13 protein-coding genes are annotated in these 19,762 nt (G+C 69.7%); 3 read left to right on the top strand and 10 right to left on the bottom strand.

All coding sequences use genetic code 11. The features are described from left to right. Positions 1 to 35: 35 nt before the first annotated feature. A complete protein-coding gene (locus EGT67_RS18705) occupies positions 36 to 1,445 on the bottom strand; it encodes an FAD-binding oxidoreductase (protein WP_127917595.1) in 1,410 nt (469 codons plus the stop codon). A 51-nt stretch (positions 1,446 to 1,496) separates the two neighbouring features. Next, on the bottom strand, positions 1,497 to 4,361 hold the full coding sequence (locus EGT67_RS18710; protein WP_127917596.1) for an AfsR/SARP family transcriptional regulator: 2,865 nt from the start codon (positions 4,359 to 4,361) through the stop codon (positions 1,497 to 1,499). Between the two features lie 280 nt (positions 4,362 to 4,641). Between EGT67_RS18710 and EGT67_RS18720 the strand changes: the two genes are divergently transcribed. Together EGT67_RS18720 and EGT67_RS18725 are read left to right on the top strand one after the other, a co-directional pair. Next, on the top strand, positions 4,642 to 8,247 hold the full coding sequence (locus tag EGT67_RS18720; protein WP_127917598.1) for a hydantoinase B/oxoprolinase family protein: 3,606 nt from the start codon (positions 4,642 to 4,644) through the stop codon (positions 8,245 to 8,247). Positions 8,248 to 8,474: 227 nt separating this feature from the next. After that, positions 8,475 to 10,025 (top strand): class I adenylate-forming enzyme family protein, encoded by a 1,551-nt coding sequence (locus EGT67_RS18725; RefSeq protein WP_277750160.1) that lies wholly within the window; start codon positions 8,475 to 8,477, stop codon positions 10,023 to 10,025. Positions 10,026 to 10,027: 2 nt separating this feature from the next. Here EGT67_RS18725 and EGT67_RS18730 read toward each other — a convergent pair whose 3' ends face one another. From EGT67_RS18730 to EGT67_RS18750, 5 genes are read right to left on the bottom strand one after another with little or no spacing between them, the layout of a single operon-like run. Further along, positions 10,028 to 10,633: a 5-oxoprolinase subunit B family protein gene (locus EGT67_RS18730; protein ID WP_127917599.1), complete on the bottom strand. Its 606-nt coding sequence runs from the start codon at positions 10,631 to 10,633 to the stop codon at positions 10,028 to 10,030. Further along, on the bottom strand, positions 10,633 to 11,391 hold the full coding sequence (locus EGT67_RS18735) for a LamB/YcsF family protein (protein ID WP_127917600.1): 759 nt from the start codon (positions 11,389 to 11,391) through the stop codon (positions 10,633 to 10,635). Before EGT67_RS18735 ends, EGT67_RS18730 begins: the two co-directional genes overlap by 1 nt. 20 nt (positions 11,392 to 11,411) lie before the next feature. Next, on the bottom strand, positions 11,412 to 12,311 hold the full coding sequence (locus tag EGT67_RS18740; protein ID WP_127917601.1) for a metal ABC transporter permease: 900 nt from the start codon (positions 12,309 to 12,311) through the stop codon (positions 11,412 to 11,414). Then, entirely contained in the window at positions 12,308 to 13,171 is an 864-nt protein-coding gene (locus EGT67_RS18745) for a metal ABC transporter ATP-binding protein (protein ID WP_127917602.1), read from the bottom strand. The genes EGT67_RS18740 and EGT67_RS18745 overlap by 4 nt, the downstream gene beginning before the upstream one ends. Then, entirely contained in the window at positions 13,168 to 14,142 is a 975-nt protein-coding gene (locus EGT67_RS18750; RefSeq protein WP_127917603.1) for a metal ABC transporter solute-binding protein, Zn/Mn family, read from the bottom strand. The genes EGT67_RS18745 and EGT67_RS18750 overlap by 4 nt, the downstream gene beginning before the upstream one ends. 189 nt (positions 14,143 to 14,331) lie before the next feature. Between EGT67_RS18750 and EGT67_RS18755 the strand changes: the two genes are divergently transcribed. Beyond that, a complete protein-coding gene (locus EGT67_RS18755) occupies positions 14,332 to 15,423 on the top strand; it encodes a LacI family DNA-binding transcriptional regulator (protein ID WP_127917604.1) in 1,092 nt (363 codons plus the stop codon). A 25-nt stretch (positions 15,424 to 15,448) separates the two neighbouring features. Here the strand turns inward: EGT67_RS18755 and EGT67_RS18760 are convergent, their stop codons facing one another. From EGT67_RS18760 to kstR, 3 genes are all read right to left on the bottom strand, one after another. Further along, positions 15,449 to 16,192, bottom strand: coding sequence for a class I SAM-dependent methyltransferase (locus EGT67_RS18760; RefSeq protein ID WP_127917605.1), 744 nt, complete (start codon positions 16,190 to 16,192; stop codon positions 15,449 to 15,451). A gap of 267 nt (positions 16,193 to 16,459) precedes the next feature. Further along, entirely contained in the window at positions 16,460 to 19,021 is a 2,562-nt protein-coding gene (otsB, locus tag EGT67_RS18765; RefSeq protein WP_127917606.1) for a trehalose-phosphatase, read from the bottom strand. A gap of 68 nt (positions 19,022 to 19,089) precedes the next feature. Continuing rightward, a complete protein-coding gene (gene kstR / locus EGT67_RS18770) occupies positions 19,090 to 19,728 on the bottom strand; it encodes a cholesterol catabolism transcriptional regulator KstR (protein ID WP_127917607.1) in 639 nt (212 codons plus the stop codon). Positions 19,729 to 19,762: the final 34 nt, after the last annotated feature.

Below are 19,762 nucleotides of genomic sequence, written 5' to 3' on the forward strand. Positions count from 1 at the left end.
GACAAGTGCGCAGAACGCGGGAGTTTCGGGGCGGGTCAGGACGCGGGGGTGAACGACCACCGCGCCGAGGGCGCGAGGACACCGGCCGGGTCGTAGGCGGCCCGTGTCGCGAGCAGGCGACGACGCTGCTCGGGTGTCCACGCCGCGGCGACCCGGGACGCGGGTGCCCCCTCCGGTCCGCCCGCGAAGTTGACCAGTGCGCCACCGGTGCTCCACGGTCGCATCGCGTCGACGACGCGCTCGAGCGCGCCCGGGACGACGTCCGCGACGGGCGGAGCGAGCACGCCGACGGTGAACACGGAAAAGGCTGCGTCGCGGCCGGCCACCGCGTTCGACACCGCGGGACCCGCGAGAGCACCCCCGAGCGCCCGGATCTCGGCCAGCATGATCGGCAGTCCGGCCTCCGGCCCGGCGACCGCGAGCAGGGCGTCGATCGCGGCATCCGGTAGTTCCCGCACCAGCGTGGAGCGTTCCGTCGACGGCATCGGGTCGGTGGGGTCGGCGTGGATCGACGCGATCGCGGGGAACATCATCTCGGTCACCGTGTCGAGGATCGGTTCGGCGATCGTGCGCATCGGGGCGAGCAGCGCGGGTCCGTCCGCCTCCTCTCCGGCGTGCGCGACGCGAACGTGCACGACGGTGCGCCCGCGCAGCGGCTCCGGAAGTTCCGGCAACGGAGGGAAATTGACGATTGCGACCGAACTGGACACCGAGTCCGGGGCGGCGGCGATCCAGTCCCGCCAGCGCCTCAGGACCGCCGGGGCGTCGGCGATGTCGTAGAAGACGCCGCCCGCGTCGATCGTCTGGATCGGGAAGAGACGAAACGTCATTCGCGTGACGATGCCGAACGCGCCCCCGCCGCCGAGCAGCGCCCAGAACAGATCCGGCTCGACGTCGGGGGAGACCCGGCGCAGACGACCGTCGGCGGTGACCACCTCCATCGACAGCACGTGGTCGGCCGCGAAGCCGTGGGTGCGGGCGATCGGTCCCAGGCCGCCGCCCAGCGTGTAGCCGACGACGCCGACCGTGGTCGACGATCCGGCGAGGGCAGCCAGCCCGTGCGGGGCGGCGGCGTCGAGCACCTGCTGCCAGCGCACGCCGGCCTCGACGGTCGCGGTGCGCCTGGTGCGGTCGATCATCACCTCGTCGAGCAGGGCGGTGTCGATCAGGATGCTGTTCCCGGGTGCGGGGGCGGCGCCGTGCCCGGTCGCCTGGACGGCGATCGTCAGGCCGAGTTCGCGGGCGATTCGCACGGTGGCGGCGATGTCGGCGGCGTTGGACGCGACCACGACGGCCGCACTGCGGTGCACGGTCGCCGCGTTGAACCCGGCGGCCGAGAGGCGGTACCCGTCGTCCCCCGGGCGGTACACGGAGCCCGCGACGGCGCTGCCGAGCCGCTCGACGAGGGGTGCGCCCGAGAGCGCGGTGTCCGGTGAGGTGGACATTGAACCTCCTTCGATCGGGTGGTCGTTCCGATCCAGGAGACAGGCGCCCGCTTACCGATCGCTTAACGCCGGCTCGTGCTCCCCGACGAGTCGACGTCCGCGCTCGCACAGGTCCCAGACCAGGGCGTTGACGTCCTGCCGTGTCATCGCGGCCCCGTGCACGTGGTGCGCCGCGAACTCGGTGGGGTCGAGCGCGTCACGGACCGTCGCCGCGTCGCGCGGGCCGTCGACCGGGTCCATGAGTTCGGGCAGGAAGCCGATTCGGGACCCGTGCGCCTGCACCGCGCCGAGGAGGGCGGCGCCGTCGGCGGGGAAACCGAGGCGGACCGCGAGCGTGGAGATGCTGTGGACCAGCACCAGCCACGACGTCACGTCGCCCTCGGAATCGAGCACGGTGTGCATGACGCGGGTGGCGGCGAGGGCCGCGACGACGTCGTCGAGGTCCATCGAGGACCGGAACAGGGTCCACGACGCCGACCCCACCGCCCAGCCGTGTCCACACCGCTCGGCGGTGGCGACCGCTTCCTCCAGGACGGGCCGGGCCCCCGCGGAGTCGCCGTGGCACCGCAGGATCATGCCCTGGATCATCAGCGCCTCCGCGACCTGCCAGGGTGAACCGTTCGAGCGCAGTCGGTCGACGCACGCGAGTGCTTCGGGGGACCGATCCACGCCGGGTTCGGTGAGGGTGCGGAAGTACGTGGCCCAGGAACGCATCCACTCGGCGTTCGTGACGTCGCCGGCCCGGTCGGACAGTTCGGCGGCGCGGGCCACCGCGTCGACGGCGCCGGCGGGGTCGCCGGTGAGGTAGGTCAACCCGCCCAGGCCGGTGTGCGCGGCCGACAGCACCAGGGGGTCGACGGTCACCGCGCCTCCATCCACAGCGGTGAGGGCACGGTGCAGCCACCCGATGCCCTCACACAGGTGACCCTTCCGGTACCAGAACCAGTACAGGGCACCGGCGAGTTCCAGCGCGTATGCCGGATCGCTCTGTGCAAGAGCGGATTCCGCAGCCGCCCGATGCTCGGCGACGTCCGCGGTGAGGGCCGCGAGGGCATGCACCGCCCCGGCGTCCCGGAGATGCTCGGCGGTGGTGCTCGCGCGTGTCAGGACGAACCGGCGGTGCGCCGCCTCGGCCCGCCGTCGTTCGGCGTCCGACATGCGGTCGAGGGCGAACTGTCTGACGGTCTGCAGCAGTCGGTAGCGACGGGGCGACGACGACGACACGACGCGCAGGAGTGAGCGTCGTACCAGCGCGGTGAGCGGCTCGAGGGGGGTGAGCGTGGACCGGCTCTCGGTCACGGCCACCGCTCCGTCGATGTCGAAAGACCCTGCGAACACGGCGATCTGACGCAGCGTCCGCGCCTCGTCGTCGTCGAGCAGGCGGTAGCTCCAGTCGATGGTGTCCACCATCCGGCGTTGCCGCTCGGGTGCCGTGCGGGGCCCGCCCCGCAGCAACGCGAACCGGTCCGCGAGGCCGTCGGCGATCTGCTGCTCGGACAGCATCCGCAGTTGCGCCGCAGCGAGTTCGACGCCCAGTGGGATGCCGTCGAGTTCGAGGCAGATCCGCCGTACGGTCGCGGCGTCGTGGCTGCCGAGCGTCCACCCGGGGACCGCGCCCGCGGCACGGTCGGCGAACAGGTCGATCGCGGACTCCACGTCGAGCGGGTCCACGTGGTAGACGAACTCGCCGTCGATCCCCAGCGGTTCCCTGCTCGTCGCGAGGATCCGCACCCGCGGGCACCGGTCGAGGATCGCCGCCGCGACCTCCGCGCAGGCGTCGATCACGTGCTCGCAGTTGTCCATCACGACGGTGTATTCGCTCTCGGCAAGCGCGCTCGCCAGATGCTCGACCGTCCCGGGGCCGCTCAGTTGGAGCGTCGCCGCGATGGTCGGCGACACGAGGGTCTCCGACTGCACCGCCGCGAGATCGACGAGCCACGTGCCGCCCGTCCCGGCGGCCCGGCGGCAGACCTCCACCGCGAGACGGGTCTTGCCGACGCCGCCCGGCCCGACGAGCGTCGTCAGGGCGCGCGTGTCCAGTGCCCGGCTGATGTCGTCGATCTCCCGCACGCGTCCGACGAGCAACGTGCGCGGTGTCGTGAGATTCGACGACACGGGCCGTGTCGCCGGTGCGGGTGCGGTGCCGACGAGCCGGGTGTCGTCCTGACGCAGGACGGCGGTCTCCAACTCGCGCAGGCGAACTCCGGGCGCGATACCGAGTTCGGTATCGAGGATCGCGCGAACCCGACGCAGAGCCGCCAGCGCGTCGGACTGCCGTCCGCCCCGGTACAGGGCGAGTACGCGCAGTTCCCACGCCGATTCGTCGAGCGGATGGGTGGTGGCGATCTGGCCGGCCGCCTCGGCGGCGGCATCCAGGTCGCCGCGATCGATCCGGATCCGTATGAGTGCCTTGCGGGTGCGCAGCTCCTGCGCCTCCAGTCGGGTGATCTCGGACTGCACGAAGGCGTTGTCCGCGATGTCCGCGAACGGTGCACCCTTCCACAGGGCGAGCGCCGACTCGTACGCGTCCGCCGCCGCGTCGGAGCCGTCCGCGCGCAGTCGATCTCCGCGCGCCACCAGATCCGCGAACCGTATGGTGTCGATCTGGTCGGGGCGGACGTCGAGCCGGTATCGCGTGCCGGTCCGCGCGACGGCGCCCTCCGCGCCGCGCGTGCGCCCCGGGTCGAGCTTGTCGCGCAGCTTCGAGATCGCGACGTGCAGCGAACCGGGTTTGGGGTCGGGGCTGTCGTGCCACACCTGTTCCAGGAGTCGTTCGGCGGACACGTCGTACGGATAGGCCACGACCAGGGCCGCGAGCAGGGTTCGCTGGCGGGCTCCGCCGAGGTTGACCGGACGTCCCGCGACAGCAGCCGCAACTCCGCCCAGTGCCTCCAACTCGACTTCCGACGAGGACATCGGTGGCTTCCACCCTTCCGTGGTTCGGGCAACGCGGTGGAACGAGGGAATTCTAGGAAAGATCGGGTTGCCCGAGTGACGGTTCGGTGCGAGCGAGTAGCCGTCGCTGACCAACGGACGACACGCGGAAGCGTTCTCCTCCGGACAGCGTCACGACGGGCCGATCGGCAGTGCTCCCACTATCCAGAAGACGGGCGAGTCGATTGCGGATTGTGCCGGCGGGGTCAGGACCGCGGTTAGTTCCTAGAATTGACACCAATCACTCGTGTGGGGAGAACCGGTGACTGCAGAGGGTTGGGAATTCTGGGTTGACCGCGGAGGCACGTTCACCGACATCGTCGGCCGTCGTCCGGACGGCTCTCTGGTCACTCACAAGTTGCTGTCCGAGAATCCGGCCCGGTACTCCGATGCGGCTGTGGCCGGTATCAGGGCGCTACTCGGCCTCTCGACGCACGATGCGGTCACCGCCGACCAGGTCGAGCAGGTCCGGATGGGCACCACGGTGGCCACCAATGCACTGCTCGAACGCGCCGGAGCGCGCACGGCCCTGGTCATCACGAAGGGATTCGGTGACGCACTACGGATCGGCTACCAGAATCGGCCGCGGATCTTCGACCGGAACATCGTCTTGCCGGAACTGCTGTACGAGCAGGTGATCGAGGTCGACGAGCGGATCACGGCCGACGGCACCGTTCTGCGCGAACCCGATCTGGACCGGCTGTTCCGCGATCTGCAGCGAGTGCACGACGACGGCGTCGACGCGCTCGCGGTGGTGTGCATGCACAGCCATCTGTACCCGGCGCACGAGATGGCGGTCGGCGAGCTGGCGAGAGGGGTCGGGTTCTCCCAGATCTCGCTGTCGAGTATGGCGAGCCCGCTGATGAAGCTGATACCGCGGGGGGACACGGCCGTCGTGGACGCATACCTTTCTCCCGTGTTGCGCCGCTACGTCGACCGGGTGGCGCAGCAGCTGCCGGGCGTGCGCCTGATGTTCATGCAGTCCAACGGCGGGCTCGCCGAGGCGGGGCACTTCCGGGGCAAGGACGCGATCCTGTCCGGCCCGGCGGGCGGCATTGTCGGCATGGTGAGGATGTCGCGACTGGCGGGCTTCGACAAGGTGATCGGCTTCGACATGGGCGGCACGTCCACCGACGTGTCGCACTACGCGGGCGAGTTCGAGCGGGTGTTCGACACGCAGGTGGCCGGGGTCCGGTTGCGGGCGCCGATGCTCGACATCCACACCGTTGCCGCCGGTGGCGGATCGATCCTCCACTTCGACGGCGCGCGGTACCGGGTGGGTCCGGACTCGGCCGGCGCCGACCCCGGACCCACCTGCTACCGCGGCGGCGGACCGCTGGCCGTCACGGACGCCAATGTGATGCTCGGCCGTATCCAGCCCGGACATTTCCCTCACGTGTTCGGCCCCGACAACGATCAGCCACTCGACCGCGACCTCGTGCGGCGCCGCTTCGCCGAGTTGGCCGCCGGGATCCGCGCCCAGACCGGGGACGACCGCTCGCCCGAGCAGGTGGCCGAAGGCTTCCTGCGCATCGCGGTGGCGAACATGGCCAATGCGGTCAAGCACATCTCGGTGCAGAAGGGACACGACATCACCGGGTACGTGCTGACTACCTTCGGCGGTGCGGGCGGCCAGCACGCCTGCGCGGTGGCCGATTCGCTCGGCATTCGCACGGTGCTGGTCCCGCCGATGGCCGGTGTCCTGTCGGCGCTCGGCATGGGACTGGCCGACACCACCGCCATGCGCGAGCAGTCGGTGGTCACGGCACTCGAACCGGACGCCGTGCCGCGGCTGAGCGAGGTGGCCGAAACCCTGGAATCACGTGCCGGCGCAGAACTGCTCGACGAGGGCGTCCCGCCGGAGCGGATCCGAACGACCCGTCATGCGCATCTGCGGTACGACGGCACCGACACGACGGTGCCGGTCACACTGGCCGATCTCGAGGCCATGGTCGCGGAGTTCGAGACGATTCACTTCAGAACGTACTCGTTCCTGATGGACCGTCCGCTGATCGTCGATGCTGTCGCGGTCGAGGCGACCGGCCTGACCAGTCAGCCGGACCTGTCCGGCGTCGGCACGCCGGCGGACGACACACAGGCCGAGGCGCTCGACGTCGTGCGGATGTACGACCGCGGATCCTGGTGCGACGCAACACTGTACGAGCGGGTGCGGATGCGGCCCGGGGATGCGGTGAACGGTCCGGCGATCCTGGCCGAGGCCAACTCGACCACCGTGGTGGACCGAGGTTGGCGGGGCACACTCACGGCGTCCGGGCACCTCCTGCTCGAGCGGGTCGTCGACCCCGGCGAAGCGAAGGTCGGTACACACGCCGACCCGGTCATGCTGGAGATCTTCAACAACCTGTTCATGTCGATCGCCGAACAGATGGGCGCCGCCCTGGAGTCGACCGCGCAGTCGGTCAACATCAAGGAACGGCTCGACTTCTCGTGCGCATTGTTCGATCCGGACGGCAACCTCATTGCCAACGCCCCGCACATTCCCGTCCACCTCGGCTCGATGGGCAGCAGCGTCAAGGAGGTCGTCCGTCGGCGCGCCCGGCAGATACGGCGTGGCGACGTCTACGCCGTCAACGACCCCTATCACGGTGGCACACACCTACCCGACATCACCGTCATCACACCAGTTTTCGACGACGCAGGCGCGCGGGTCCTCTTCTACGTCGCCTCTCGCGGCCACCACGCGGAGATCGGTGGACTGACCCCGGGTTCGATGCCCGCCACGAGTCGCGCCATCGACGAGGAAGGCGTGCTGTTCGACAACTGGCTGCTCGCCCGCGACGGCCACCTCCGCGAGGCCGAGACACTGCACTTGTTGACGAGCGCGCCGTACCCATCGAGGAATCCGGAGACCAATCTCGCTGATCTGCGCGCACAGATCGCCGCCAACGCGAAGGGGGTCGAGGAGGTCGCGAAGATGATCGACCACTTCGGTCTCGACGTCGTCCACGCCTACATGCGGCACGTGCAGGACAACGCCGAGGAGTCCGTCCGCCGGGTGATCGATGCCCTCGACGACGGATCGTATCGGTACGAAACGGACTCCGGCGCGGTGATCGCTGTGCGTGTGACCGTGGATCGTCAGCAACGCTCGGCGACAATCGATTTCACCGGAACATCGCCGCAACTCGAGTCGAACTTCAATGCGCCGTCGTCCGTCGTGAGAGCCGCGGTGTTGTACGTGTTCCGGACCCTCGTCGCAGACGACATCCCGCTCAACGACGGCTGCCTGCGGCCACTGCGGATCATTGTCCCCGAGGGTTCGATGCTCTCTCCGACTCATCCCGCGGCGGTCGTTGCCGGCAATGTGGAGACCTCGCAAGCGGTGACCGGCGTGCTCTACGGTGCCCTCGGCGTGCAGGCCGAAGGGTCCGGGACGATGAACAATGTCACGTTCGGCAACGACAGGCACCAGTACTACGAAACCCTCGGCTCGGGGTCCGGCGCCGGCGACGGGTTCGACGGAGCATCCGTGGTGCAGACGCACATGACGAACTCCCGGTTGACCGATCCGGAAGTGCTCGAATGGCGCCTTCCCGTTGTCCTGGAGGACTTCTCGATCCGACGCGGCAGCGGCGGGGACGGACGCTGGCACGGCGGCGACGGAGCCGTCCGCCGACTACGGTTTCAGGAACCGATGACGGTGAGCACCCTGTCCGGGCACCGGCGGGTACCGCCGTACGGAATGGCAGGCGGCTCCGCCGGTGGCCTGGGCAGCAACCGTGTCGAGCGCGCCGACGGCACCGCCCTCCAGATGAAGGCCTGCGACTCGGTCGACGTACAGCCCGGTGACGTACTCGTCGTCGAGACGCCGGGCGGCGGCGGGTTCGGCTCCCCGTCATCGCGCTGACCGGGACGAGTAAATAACAAGCAAGCGTGCTTGCTTTCTTGTGTGCCGGGTGCGATGCTGGGCGCGGCCCGGGCGGACGTGACCCACATCACTTCGCGGGTGTGGCGGTGGAGTTGCCCGGACCGCTGTGTGTGTTGCTTCGGTCCGCTTCTGCAGAAGGAAGGTCAGCGCCTGTGAAATCCGATTTGTCCGGTGTTGATTCACTGGAGGTAAATCTCGCCACCCGTGTGAGCGTGGGGGACGCGTTGACTCGTGTCGCGCGCGTGTTCGGAGACCGCGAAGCGATCTTCGACCGGGGAACGCCCATCACGTACGCCCGTCTCGACGCCGCCGCCGAGTCGCTGGGGCGGGCGTTTCTCGATGCCGCCGTCGAACGGCAGCAACCAGTGGCAATGCTCATGTTCGACGGGTGGAAACTGCTCGCCACCTACTTCGCCTGCGCCAAGTCGGGTCTCGTCGCGATGCCGGTGAACATCGCGCTCACCGCCGAGGACATCGAATGGATCCTGCGTGACTCCGGCGCTGCCGTCGTGGTTGCGGAGGCGCCGTTCGTTCCACTGCTCGAATCCGTTCTACCGAAACTGGATTCGGTGAAGACGGTGGTCGTCGTCGACGTCGATCCGGTCGAGATCGCGGGCCGACCCGTCGAACGGTGGGAGACGCTCGCCTCCCGGGCACTGGACGGCCGCATCGAGGTCCTCGTCGAGGATCGGGACGGCGTCCAGTGCCTCTACACCTCCGGCACCACGTCCAAGCCGAAAGGTGTTCTCACCAGTCATGTCTCGGTGCTGGTCGGCGGCCTGACCAATGCTCTCCTGCAGGGCGGGTCGTGGGGCACCGAACCGGCGACACTGCTCAACGTGCTGCCGCTCTTCCACACGACCGGGCTCAATGCCCTCGTCCTCCCGACGCTCCTCGCCGGTGGTCGGGTGGTGCTGCCCGGTCGCTTCGATCCCACGGAGATGCTCGATGCGATCGAACGCCACGGCGTCACCCACGCGATGCTGCTGCCGATCATGTGGAAGGCCCTCGTCGACGTCAACGAGCACGCGCCGAGGGACCTCGGCTCTGTCCGGCTGTGCATCTACGCGATGGCGCAGATGCCCGCGGACGTCCTGGACCGTGTCGACGCCGCGTTCCCCAACGCCGCCGTGGTGCTCGGATCCGGACAGACCGAAGTGGTGCCTGCGACCGTGCTGCAGTGGCCCGAACACCGCCACACCAAGCCCGGGTCGTGGGGTCCGCCGGTCCCCACCGTCGAGGTCGCGATCATGAGTCCCGACGGGACCGTGCTGCCGCCGGGAGAGACGGGGGAGATCGTCTACCGGGGACCGCACGTGTGCAGCGGCTATTGGAACAACACCGACGCGAATACGAAGGCCTTCGCGCACGGTTGGTTCCACAGTGGCGACATCGGCCATATCGACGACGAAGGTGTCGTCTGGTTCACGGACCGGCTCAAGGACATCATCAAGACCGGTGGCGAGAACGTCTCCTCGATCGAGGTCGAGCGGGTGGTGGCGAACGTCCCCGGCGTGCTCGAGTGTTCGGTGATCGGGGTGCCCGACGAACGGTGGGGCGAGGCCGTGTGCGTCGCGGTCGTGCCGGCGCCCGATGCGGACGAGGGACTGGCGGACCGGATCGTCGAACATGCCCGGGCGACCCTCGCGGGCTTCCGGGTTCCGAAGCGGGTGGTCCTGCTCGATACCCTGCCCAAGACCGCGACCGGTAAGACCCGCAAGCACGAACTGCGCGCCGCGGTGCAGTCCCGGGTGTGACGTCAGACCGCGACGAACCGGACCGCGGCCCCCGGCTGCATCAGCGCCGGCGGGTCGCGGTCGACGTCCCACATTCGCTCGTCGGCGGTGCCGATCAACTGCCAGCCGCCGGGGGAACTGCGGGGGTAGATGCCCGAGAAGTCTCCAGCCAGCCCGACGGCGCCGACCGGGACACTCGTGCGTGGCGACGAGCGCCGGGGGACGTGCAGACCGGTGTCCCCGCCGACGAGATAGCCGAACCCGGGGCTGAAGCCGATGAACGCCACCGTCCACGTCCGTGTGGTGTGGGCGGCGATTACGCCATCGACGCCGAGTCCGGTGAGTGCGGCCACCTCGGTCAGATCGGGTCCGTCGTACCGGACCGGTATCTCGACTGGATTCAGTGCGGACAACGCGTCGGCGGCCACCGGCGCGGTCGACCGCACCCACGCCGCGATCCGTTCCGGGCGGGCGCCACCGAATCGCACCAGGATCGTGCGGGCCGCGGGCACGAGGTCGGTGACGGCCGGGTGCCGGTTCGACGCGAGCCCGCGGTAGTGGGCGAGTGTGGTGTCGAGGCAGTCGAATTCGACCAGGAGTGCCCGGTCGCCCATATCGAGGACGCGCATCACACGAAGGGTTTCACGTGGATCTTCTCGTCGTCGAGGAGTTTGCGTATGGCCATGGCCATCTCGACGGCGGCGGGCGTGTCCCCGTGCACGCAGATGGTCTCCGCCGGCACCGTGATCCGGGTGCCGTCGATCGCCTCGATCGTTCCGGTGGTGACCAACTGCAGTACCCGCGAGGCGACGGTGTCGGGGTCGTGCACGACCGCGCCCGACTCGGTGCGCGGGACCAGCGTGCCCTTCGGGGTGTAGGCGCGGTCGGCGAACGCCTCGGTGACGGTGCGCAATCCGGCCGCCGCGGCCTCCTCGAGGAAGACCGATCCGGGGAGGCCGAGCACCGGCAGCGACGGGTTCACTGCCCGCACGGCCGCGACCACGGCGCGGGCCTGGTCGCGGTGGTGGACGATCGCGTTGTACAGCGCGCCGTGCGGCTTGACGTACGTGACGGACGATCCGGCGGTGCGGGCCAGCGCGTCGAGCGCGCCGATCTGGTAGATCACGTCGGCGGTCAGGTCCGCCTCGGAGACGTCGATGAACCGGCGCCCGAACCCGGCGAGGTCGCGGTAGCCGACCTGCGCCCCGATCCGCACGCTCCGCTCCGCCGCGTCGCGGCACGTGCGCAGCAGCGTGGCCGGGTCACCGGCATGGAACCCGCCCGCGACGTTCGCGCTCGTGACCAGGTCGAGCATCGCCGCGTCGTCGCCGAGAGTCCACGCGCCGAAGCTCTCACCGAGGTCGCTGTTGAGATCGATCACCGCCACAATGTAGATCCTGGCCGCCGTCAGGCGTGGACGTGCTCCCCGGCCGGGACGACGATGCGCCCCGCCGACCGCCGCCGGGCCGACCCGATCGTGCGGCACACCAGGTAGATCACGAACGAGATCGTGGTGACGAACGTCGACACCGGCACGCCCGGTGCGAGCGAGAGCAGGATGCCTCCGACGGCGGCGAGTTCGGCGAACACGACCGCGAGCACGGTCGCGCGCAGCGGGCTCGCGGTGACCTGTGCGGCCGCCGCGGCCGGGGTGATCAGCAGGGCCATCACGAGCAGCGCGCCGACGATCTGGACGCCCATCGCGGCGGTGATGCCGACCAGGACGGCGAACACGATCGACAGGCCCCGCACCGGGACGCCGCGGGCCGCGGCCACCTCGGGGTCGGTGCTCGCGAACAGCAGCGGGCGGTAGATCACCGCCAGCGTGCCGAGCACGACGACCGCGCACAGCAGCAGCAGCGCCAGGCCCGTGTTGCCGGGCGCCACGATCTGTCCCACCAGCAGCGAGAAGCTGGTGCCGGCGCGGCCGTCGTAGGCCCACAGGAACAGCACCGACAGGCCCAGCCCGAACGCCATGATCACGCCGATCACCGAATCGCGGTCCCGCGCTTTGGTTCCCAGCAGGCCGAACAGCACGGCGGCGACGACGGACCCGACGACGGCTCCGATGCCGACACCCACGCCGATCAGCAGCGCGGCCGACGCCCCGGTCAGCGACAGCTCCGACGTCCCGTGCACCGCGAACGACATCTGCCGGCTGACGATCAGGGGGCCGATCACGCCGGCGAGCAGTCCCAGGATCGCGCCGGCGACCAGGGCCTGCTGGACGAAGTCGTACCGCAGCAGATCGGCGGTCGCGGAGAAGTCGAGCAGGTGCGACATCGCCTCGGTGAACTTGTTGCTCATGCGTGGTCCTCGGTGTGGTGGACGCCCTCGCCGGGACGCGGCCCGCCGCCGCTGCCGAGCGCGTCGATGGCGTCGCCGGTGCCGACGACGACGAGACGGCCGCGCACGTGCAGCACCTCGACGTCGGTGCGGTACAGCTCGGACAGCACCTCGGAGGTCATGACCTCCTCGGGGGTTCCGATCTTGAACTGCCCGTCGACGAGGTAGAGCACGCGGTCGACGAGCGGCAGGATCGGGTTGATCTCGTGGGTGACGAACAGGACGGCGGTGTCGTGCTCGCGGCGGCGCCGGTCGATCAGTTCGGAGACGCGGTGCTGGTTCGCGAGGTCGAGGCTGAGCAGCGGTTCGTCGCACAGCAGCACCTTGGGGTCGCCGACGAGGGCCTGCGCGATCCGCAGCCGCTGCTGTTCGCCGCCGGACATGGACCCGATCGGGGCGTCGGCGTAGGCCTGGGCGCCGACCTGGGCGATGGCGGAGTCGACGATCGCGCGCCGCTTGGCGCGGCCCATCAGGCCGGTGCCCCAGCGGTGCCCGTCGACGCCGAGCCCGACGAGGTCGCGCCCGCGCAGCGGCAGGCCGTCGTCGAGCGACTTCTGCTGCGGCACGTAGCCGACGTGCGCGTTCCCGGCCTTGGCCGGGGTGCCGGCGATCCGCACGGTGCCCGACGTGGGCGCGAGTTGCCCGAGCAGCACCTTGAGCAGCGACGTCTTGCCCGACCCGTTGGGGCCGAGGACGGCGATGAACTCGCCCTGCTGCACGGCCAGGTTCAGATTCGACCACAGGGTGCGGTCGCCGAAGGACAGGCGCGCGTCGCGAAGTTCGACGGCGGCCGGTGTGCCGGTGACGGTCGCGGTGCTCATGACGCGGAGTTCATCGCGTCGGCGAGCGACTGTGCCGTCCGGGTCTGCCACTGCACGAAGTCCATGCCCTCGGGCAGGGTTTCGGTGACCTCGACGACGGGGACGCCGGCGGCCTCCGCGGTCTCGCGGACGTTCCGGGTCACCTTGTCCTCGGTCTGCACGTTGTAGACGAGCGCGCGGACCTTCTTGTCCGCGAACAGCTGCCGGGTCTCGGCGATCGAGGCCGGTGACGGGTCGGTGCCGTTCTCGACGGCGCCGACGAACGCGGGGGGCGTGAGGTCCTTCAGCACCGCGGCCTGGATCAGGTAGTGCGCGATCGGCTCGGTCTGCGCGATCGGGGCGTCGCGATGCGCGGCCGCGATCCCGGCCGTCGTCTCCGACACCGCGCGCAGCTGCGTGCGGAACGCCTCGGCGTTGCGGGTGTAGGCGTCGGCCCCGTCCGGGTCGAGCTTGCCGAGCTGTTCGGCGATCGCGTTCGCGGTGGCGTCGACGGTGGGCATGTCGTACCAGACGTGCTCGTTCACCGTCCCGTGATCGTGGCCGTCGTGGCTGTCGCGCCCACGGGAGTCCGCAGTCTCGGTCGGGGTCCCGGCGTGGGCCTCGTACAGCTCGAACGCGTCGACGGTGGGCTTGGCGCGGGTGGCGTCACTCGAGTCCAGGACGTCCTCGACGAACTGGTCGTAGCCGCCGCCGTTGAGGATCACGAGCGACGCGTCGGTGATCTTGGCGGCGTCAGCGGGGCTGGCCTCGTACGAGTGCGGGTCGGCCGACGGTTCGGTGACGATCGAGGTGACCTCGAGACGGTCTCCGGCGACGGCCTGCGCGACGCTGCCCCACACATTGGTGGAGGCGACGACGCGGATCTGGCCGTCCGAGCCGGGCGAACTGCCGCAGGCGGTCAGCGTCACCGCGGCGATGGTCGCCCCGATGGCCGCGGCGGCCGCACGTAAAGCAGAGGACTCGCGGGACATGCGCACAACTCTCTCCTGGTCACGACTTCGATATCCGGGTGGGCCGGACCGGCCCTAAACGCTATTGGTAACCGTTTCCGTTTACACTTTAGCGGAAGTCTGCAGGTCGCGAACGCGCAGGTCTCGTCCCTTCCTGTCAAGGGCGGGTCCCAGTTCGCCCAGCAGCCCCCGAACCGCTACCGTCCCGTTATGCCAAGGTCTCGTCAGCCACGCCGCCAAGCCACCCTGGCGTCGCTCGCCGCCGAACTCAAGGTCTCGCGGACGACCGTCTCCAATGCGTACAACCGTCCCGACCAGTTGTCGGCGGAGCTACGTGAACGGGTGCTGCTCGCCGCCAAGCGGCGCGGCTACCCCGGCCCCGACCCGGTGGCCCGCTCGCTGCGCACTCGGCGCGCGGGTGCGGTCGGCCTGCTGCTCACGGAGGCACTCAGTTACTCGTTCCGCGATCCGGCCGCGATGAGCTTCCTGGCGGGACTTGCCGAATCGTGCGAGGCGGCGGGGCAGGGTCTGCTCCTCATCCCCGCCGGGCCCGGCCGGGACGAGGTCGACGCCGCCGCGGTGGTCCAGCAGGCCGGTGTCGACGGCTTCGTCGTGTACTCCGTCGCCGACGACGATCCCTACCTCGCCGCGGTGCGGGAACGGCACCTGCCGACCGTCATCTGCGACCAGCCGCGGGGGATGTCGGGGGCGTCGCTCGTCGGTATCGACGACCGCGGTGCGATGCGCAAGGTTGCCGACTATTTGATCTCCTTGGGACACAAGGAGATCGGCGTGCTGTGCATGCGGCTCGGCCGGGACCGCTCCGACGGCCTGGCGAAGGGGGAGCGACTGCACGCCCCGAACTTCCACGTCCAACGCGAGCGCATCGCCGGCGTCCGGGACGCGATGGCGGACGCCGGCCTGGATCCGGCGTCGCTCACCGTCGTCGAACGCTACGAGCACACCGCGCAGGCCGGGCACTCCGCGGCGGCGCAGGCGGTCGCGGTCAATCCCCGCATCACTGCACTGGTCTGCACCTCCGACGTCCTCGCCCTCGGCGCCCTGGACTGGGCGCGGTGCGAGGGCGTGGACGTCCCGGGCCGGCTGTCGATCACCGGTTTCGACGGCATCGAGGAGGCGCTCCGCGAGGGCCTGACCACGGTGCGCCAGCCGCAGGAGGACAAGGGCCGTCGCGCCGGCGCCATGCTGATGTCCGGCTCGGACTCCGGTGTCACGACCGTCGAGATGCTCGAGACCGAACTGGTGCGCGGGCACACCGCGGCCTCCCCGCCCGAGCCGTAGCACGGGCGGGACGACCGTACCCGCGTCAGCTCAGTCGGCAGTTCACGATCGCGGCATGCGGGCGCTCCCAGTACCCGCGCAGCAGTTCCTCCTTGGCGTCGGCCTCGGCCGAACGGAACCGGCCGTAGTCGATCCACTGCGTAATGGCGAAGCCGGCGGCGTGCATCGCCTCGTCGATACTCTCCCTCGTCCACACATATGCGGTCACCGTGTCCTCGTCGGACCCGGCGCCGTCCGGGCCGAACAGGTCGAGTTGCACCTCTCCGCCGTCGATGTCCGGGCCGACTGGCGTCAAGCGGAATCCGAACCGCTCGTAGTAGGCCGGATCGCGCACGTAGTCGGGATGGATCGGCAGGGTGACGAGTCGTCCTCCCGGGCGCAGCGGCTTGGCCATCTGCTCGCACATCACCCGCAATTCGTCCCTGGTCGTGGCGTACGGCAGCACGTAGACGGCGAGGACGAGATCGAACTGGCCGGCCAGGTCGTCCTCGAGATCGGAAGTGAAGTCGATGCCCAGTGGCTGTTCGGACTCGCGGGCCCGGGCGAACGCGAGCATGCCGTCCGAGACGTCGTAGCCGACTACCCGGCGAGCGCCCTTCTCCTTCAGCAATCGCGAGTACATGCCGTTCCCGCAACCGAAATCCAGTACATCTCGGTCGGACAGGTCCCCCAGCGCGGCGAGGAAGTTGGGGATCTCGAGGAAGCGGCGAAAGGGCCAATCGGCCATGTCCTCGTACAGATCCGGGAGCTGATCGAACTGACTCTGCATCTACGCACCTCATAAGCTCGAACAAACAGTGGCAATCGCGATTCTGGTGGACTACCGGCGGGTAGGTGACGTGAAGTTCGTCCCCCTCGTGTCGGATGTTCGATTCGACCCGATCTGGTCCCAGCGTCTCGGGTACCACGCAGCGAAGGTCCCTACCGGAGCCTATTTCCGGTAGGGACCTTCGAGTTCTGTTGGCGCACTGCAGGTTCGATGATCCTCGCCCGGGCGTGTCGTCGAGGACCCGGGCGGGATCCCAGGGGGGTGGGCCTACCGCTTTGCGTCCGCGCTCAGCAGCTGCGCGCACCGCAGCAGACCGAGGTGGCTGTACGCCTGCGGGTGGTTGCCCAGGGAACGCTCGGCCACCGGGTCGTACTCCTCGGCCAGCAGCCCGGTGGGGCCGGCGGCGCTCACCAACTGCTTGAACAAGGCCTCCGCATCGGACCGCTGACCGATCAGCAGGTACGCCTCCACCAACCAGGCGGCACACAGGTGGAACCCGCCCTCCGTGCCGGGTAGGCCGTCGTCGTGGTGGTAGCGGTACACCGTCGAGCCGCTGCGCAGTTCGGCCTCCGTCGCGACGACCGTCGCGGCGAACCGCTCGTCCTCGGCATCGATCAGCCCCGACAGCCCGATGTGCAGTGTCGCGGCGTCGAGGTCGGTGCCGTCGTAGGCCGCGGTGTACGACTCGACGTCCGCGTTCCAGCCCTTCTCGGTCACTTCCTCGGCGATCTCGTCACGCAGCGCCGCCCACGTCTCGCGCGGCCGACGGCCGAAGGTTTCGGCCAGAGTGAGGGCACGGTCGACGGTGAGCCAGCCCATCACCTTCGAGTACACGTGGTGCCGGGGGTTGTCGCGGATCTCCCAGATGCCGTGGTCGGGTTCGCTCCAGCGGCGCTCGACGGCCTCGACCATCGCGGACACGAGTTCCCAGTCGCGGTCGGTGAGCGCGTCGGTTCCGGTGATGCCCTTCTTCTCTCGGGCCACGGCCAGGTTGGAGATCAGGTCGACGATGGGGCCGAACACGTCCAGTTGAACCTGCTGGTTCGCGGCGTTGCCGACGCGCACCGGACGGGATCCCGCATAGCCGGGCAGCGAATCGATCACCGCCTCCGGCGGCAAGCCGGTTCCGTACAGCGTGTAGAGCGGGTGCAGGCGCTCCGGGCCGTGCAGCGTCTCGAGCACGCCGTGCACCCACTCGAGGTAGTTCTCGGCTTCCTCGAGCGATCCGAGGCTCACCAGCGCGGACGCCGTCAGCGCCGCGTCACGCAGCCAGCAGTAGCGGTAGTCCCAGTTGCGGACGCCGCCGATCTCCTCGGGCAGCGACGTCGTGGCCGCCGCGAGGATCGAACCGCTCGGCGCGTGCACCAGCCCGCGCAGCGTGAGAGCCGACCGCTTCATCAGGTCCGGCTTGAGCGGAGGCAGGTCGAGCGTGTCCACCCAGTCTCGCCAGTACGATTCGGCGATCTCCCGGCGTTCCGGTTCCGAGAGCTGCGAAGGGCTCAGATCCTCGGTGCCGCAACGAAGTTCGAGAACGATCGGACCCTGCGAGGGGTCGACGACCGCGAACGCGGTTTGCTGGGTGCCGTCGGTGGTGATGTTCCAGCGGACGCCGGGGGAGCGCAGCACCATCGGTTCGTTGGTGCCGAACACCCGCAGCCCGTCGACGTCGGGCTCGAGCGACACCGGAACCTGACCGAACTCCGGTCGGGGCGCGAAGCTGACGACCGCCTTCGCGCGGCCGGTGATGACGCGGGTGAGGTCGGTGCGGCTCGGCTGGACGTCGTGCGGCAGGTAGTCGGTGACCGTGAGGCTGGCCCAGCGGGTCTGCACCGTCATGGTGCCGTCGAGGTACTGCTGGCTCAGCGGTAGCGCCGCGCGCTGCGGGCCCACACTGAAATGCCCGGCTTCGGTGCCGCCCAGGAGATGTGCGAACACGGCGGCCGAGTCGGGTTCGGGATGGCACAGCCACGTCATGTTCGCGTCGGGCGTGATGAGCGCGACCGAGCGCGGGCTGGCCAGCATCGTCAGCCGCTCGATGGGCGGGGCGTCCGCGCCGGATAGCCACGTGCGGCGCTCCTCGAGCAGGAACGCCAGTGCGGCCGCGACGTCCTCGGTGGAGTCGACCCGGTACTGGGCGAGCGTGTCGTTCCCGCCGACCTTGATGCCGACGTCCGGGCCCTGAAGTCGCGCGAACGCCTTCTCGTCGGTGACGTCGTCACCGAAGAACACGGCGGCGGTCGCGCCCTCCTGGTGGCGGAGGATGTCGAGTGCGTTGCCCTTGTCGGTGGCGATGACGGCGAGTTCGACGACCGCCTTGCCCTCGGTGACCTGCACGCCGGTCCACAGTGCGGCCTCGGCGTGCACCGCGGCGAGCGCCTTCGCGCCCACCTCGGGGCTGGCGTTGCGCACGTGCAGCGCCGCGCTCGCCGGCTTGGTCTCGACGGTCACGCCGGGGTGCAGGTCTGCGATCCGGGACAGCTCCGAAGTGATCTCGCGCAGCAGCTTGCGGGCGTTCGCGTCGATCGCGTGGATGAATCCGACGTCGAACTCCGAGCCGTGGCTGCCGACCAACTGCACCTCGACCGGCAGCCGGGACAGCGTCGCGAGGTCCTTGAGGGCACGCCCGGAGATGACCGCGGCGGTGGTGGCGGCGAGTCCGGCGAGGGCGCGCAGGGCGCGCACCGACTCGGCGTGCGGATACGCCTTTTCCGGGTCGTTGACGATGGGCGCCATCGTGCCGTCGTAGTCGGACGCCACCAGCAGGCGCGGGGTCCGGGCCACGGTGGACAGGGCCCGGCGGAGTTCGATCGGCAGATCCAGAGCGCTCACAGTGTCAAACCTAAGCGATCAGCGCCGCGCTGGCGCGTCGCGATGGTCAGGAGAGTGCCGTCGGTCGCTCAGACGGGGGTCTTGGACCCGTCGCCGAGGAGCAGTTCGACGGTGAGTTCCAGGCGCTTCGCGACATCGGTCGCCGAGGAGCGGCGGGTGAGCCACGCCACCAGATTCGACAGCCACACGTCGCTGATGACGCGCGCGATCGCGAGTTCCTCCTCGGTGGGGACGCCGTCGGTCATGGCGCGCGCGAAGAGCGTGTCCATGAGCTTGCCGACCTGATCGACCTCCGCGGCCGCCGACGCGTCGGCGAACATGAACGCCCGGGTCATGGCCTCGGTGAGCAGCGGATCACGCTGCATCGCCTTGGTGATCTGGCCCAGGATCAGCTGCATCCGCTCGAGCGGGCTGCGGCCCGGAGGGATCTTGCCCTTCGACTCGATCCGCTCGAACTCGCGCGCGAGGGCCGACACCAGCAGGTGCACCTTCGAGGGGAAGTAGCGGTACAGCGTGCCCACAGCGACGTCCGCACGCTCGGCGACGGCACGCATCTGGACGGCCTCGTAACCGCCCTTGGATGCCAGGGCGAGCGTGGCGTCGAGGATCCTCTTGCGGCGCTCGCGCTGAGCGTTGGAGCTGAGATCGTCGTCGCTGAGGGTCGAGACCGGACCCCCGGCAGAACGGGATCGAGATGAGGTGGTCATCGACAGTTTCCTTCACGCCTTGACTCTTGACGGC

The organism is Prescottella agglutinans (assembly GCF_004011865.1).
In the GTDB taxonomy this organism is placed as follows: Bacteria; Actinomycetota; Actinomycetes; order Mycobacteriales; family Mycobacteriaceae; genus Prescottella; species Prescottella agglutinans.

Bases quoted from the DNA above. Each gene is read 5' to 3' on its own strand.
- EGT67_RS18705 (WP_127917595.1), bottom strand. From the start codon at position 1,445: ATGTCCACCTCACCGGACACCGCGCTCTCGGGCGCACCCCTCGTCGAG.
- EGT67_RS18710 (WP_127917596.1), bottom strand. From the start codon at position 4,361: ATGTCCTCGTCGGAAGTCGAGTTGGAGGCACTGGGCGGAGTTGCGGCT.
- EGT67_RS18730 (WP_127917599.1), bottom strand. From the start codon at position 10,633: ATGCGCGTCCTCGATATGGGCGACCGGGCACTCCTGGTCGAATTCGAC.
- EGT67_RS18740 (WP_127917601.1), bottom strand. From the start codon at position 12,311: ATGAGCAACAAGTTCACCGAGGCGATGTCGCACCTGCTCGACTTCTCC.
- EGT67_RS18745 (WP_127917602.1), bottom strand. From the start codon at position 13,171: ATGAGCACCGCGACCGTCACCGGCACACCGGCCGCCGTCGAACTTCGC.
- EGT67_RS18750 (WP_127917603.1), bottom strand. From the start codon at position 14,142: ATGTCCCGCGAGTCCTCTGCTTTACGTGCGGCCGCCGCGGCCATCGGG.
- EGT67_RS18755 (WP_127917604.1), top strand. From the start codon at position 14,332: ATGCCAAGGTCTCGTCAGCCACGCCGCCAAGCCACCCTGGCGTCGCTC.
- EGT67_RS18760 (WP_127917605.1), bottom strand. From the start codon at position 16,192: ATGCAGAGTCAGTTCGATCAGCTCCCGGATCTGTACGAGGACATGGCC.
- kstR (WP_127917607.1), bottom strand. From the start codon at position 19,728: ATGACCACCTCATCTCGATCCCGTTCTGCCGGGGGTCCGGTCTCGACC.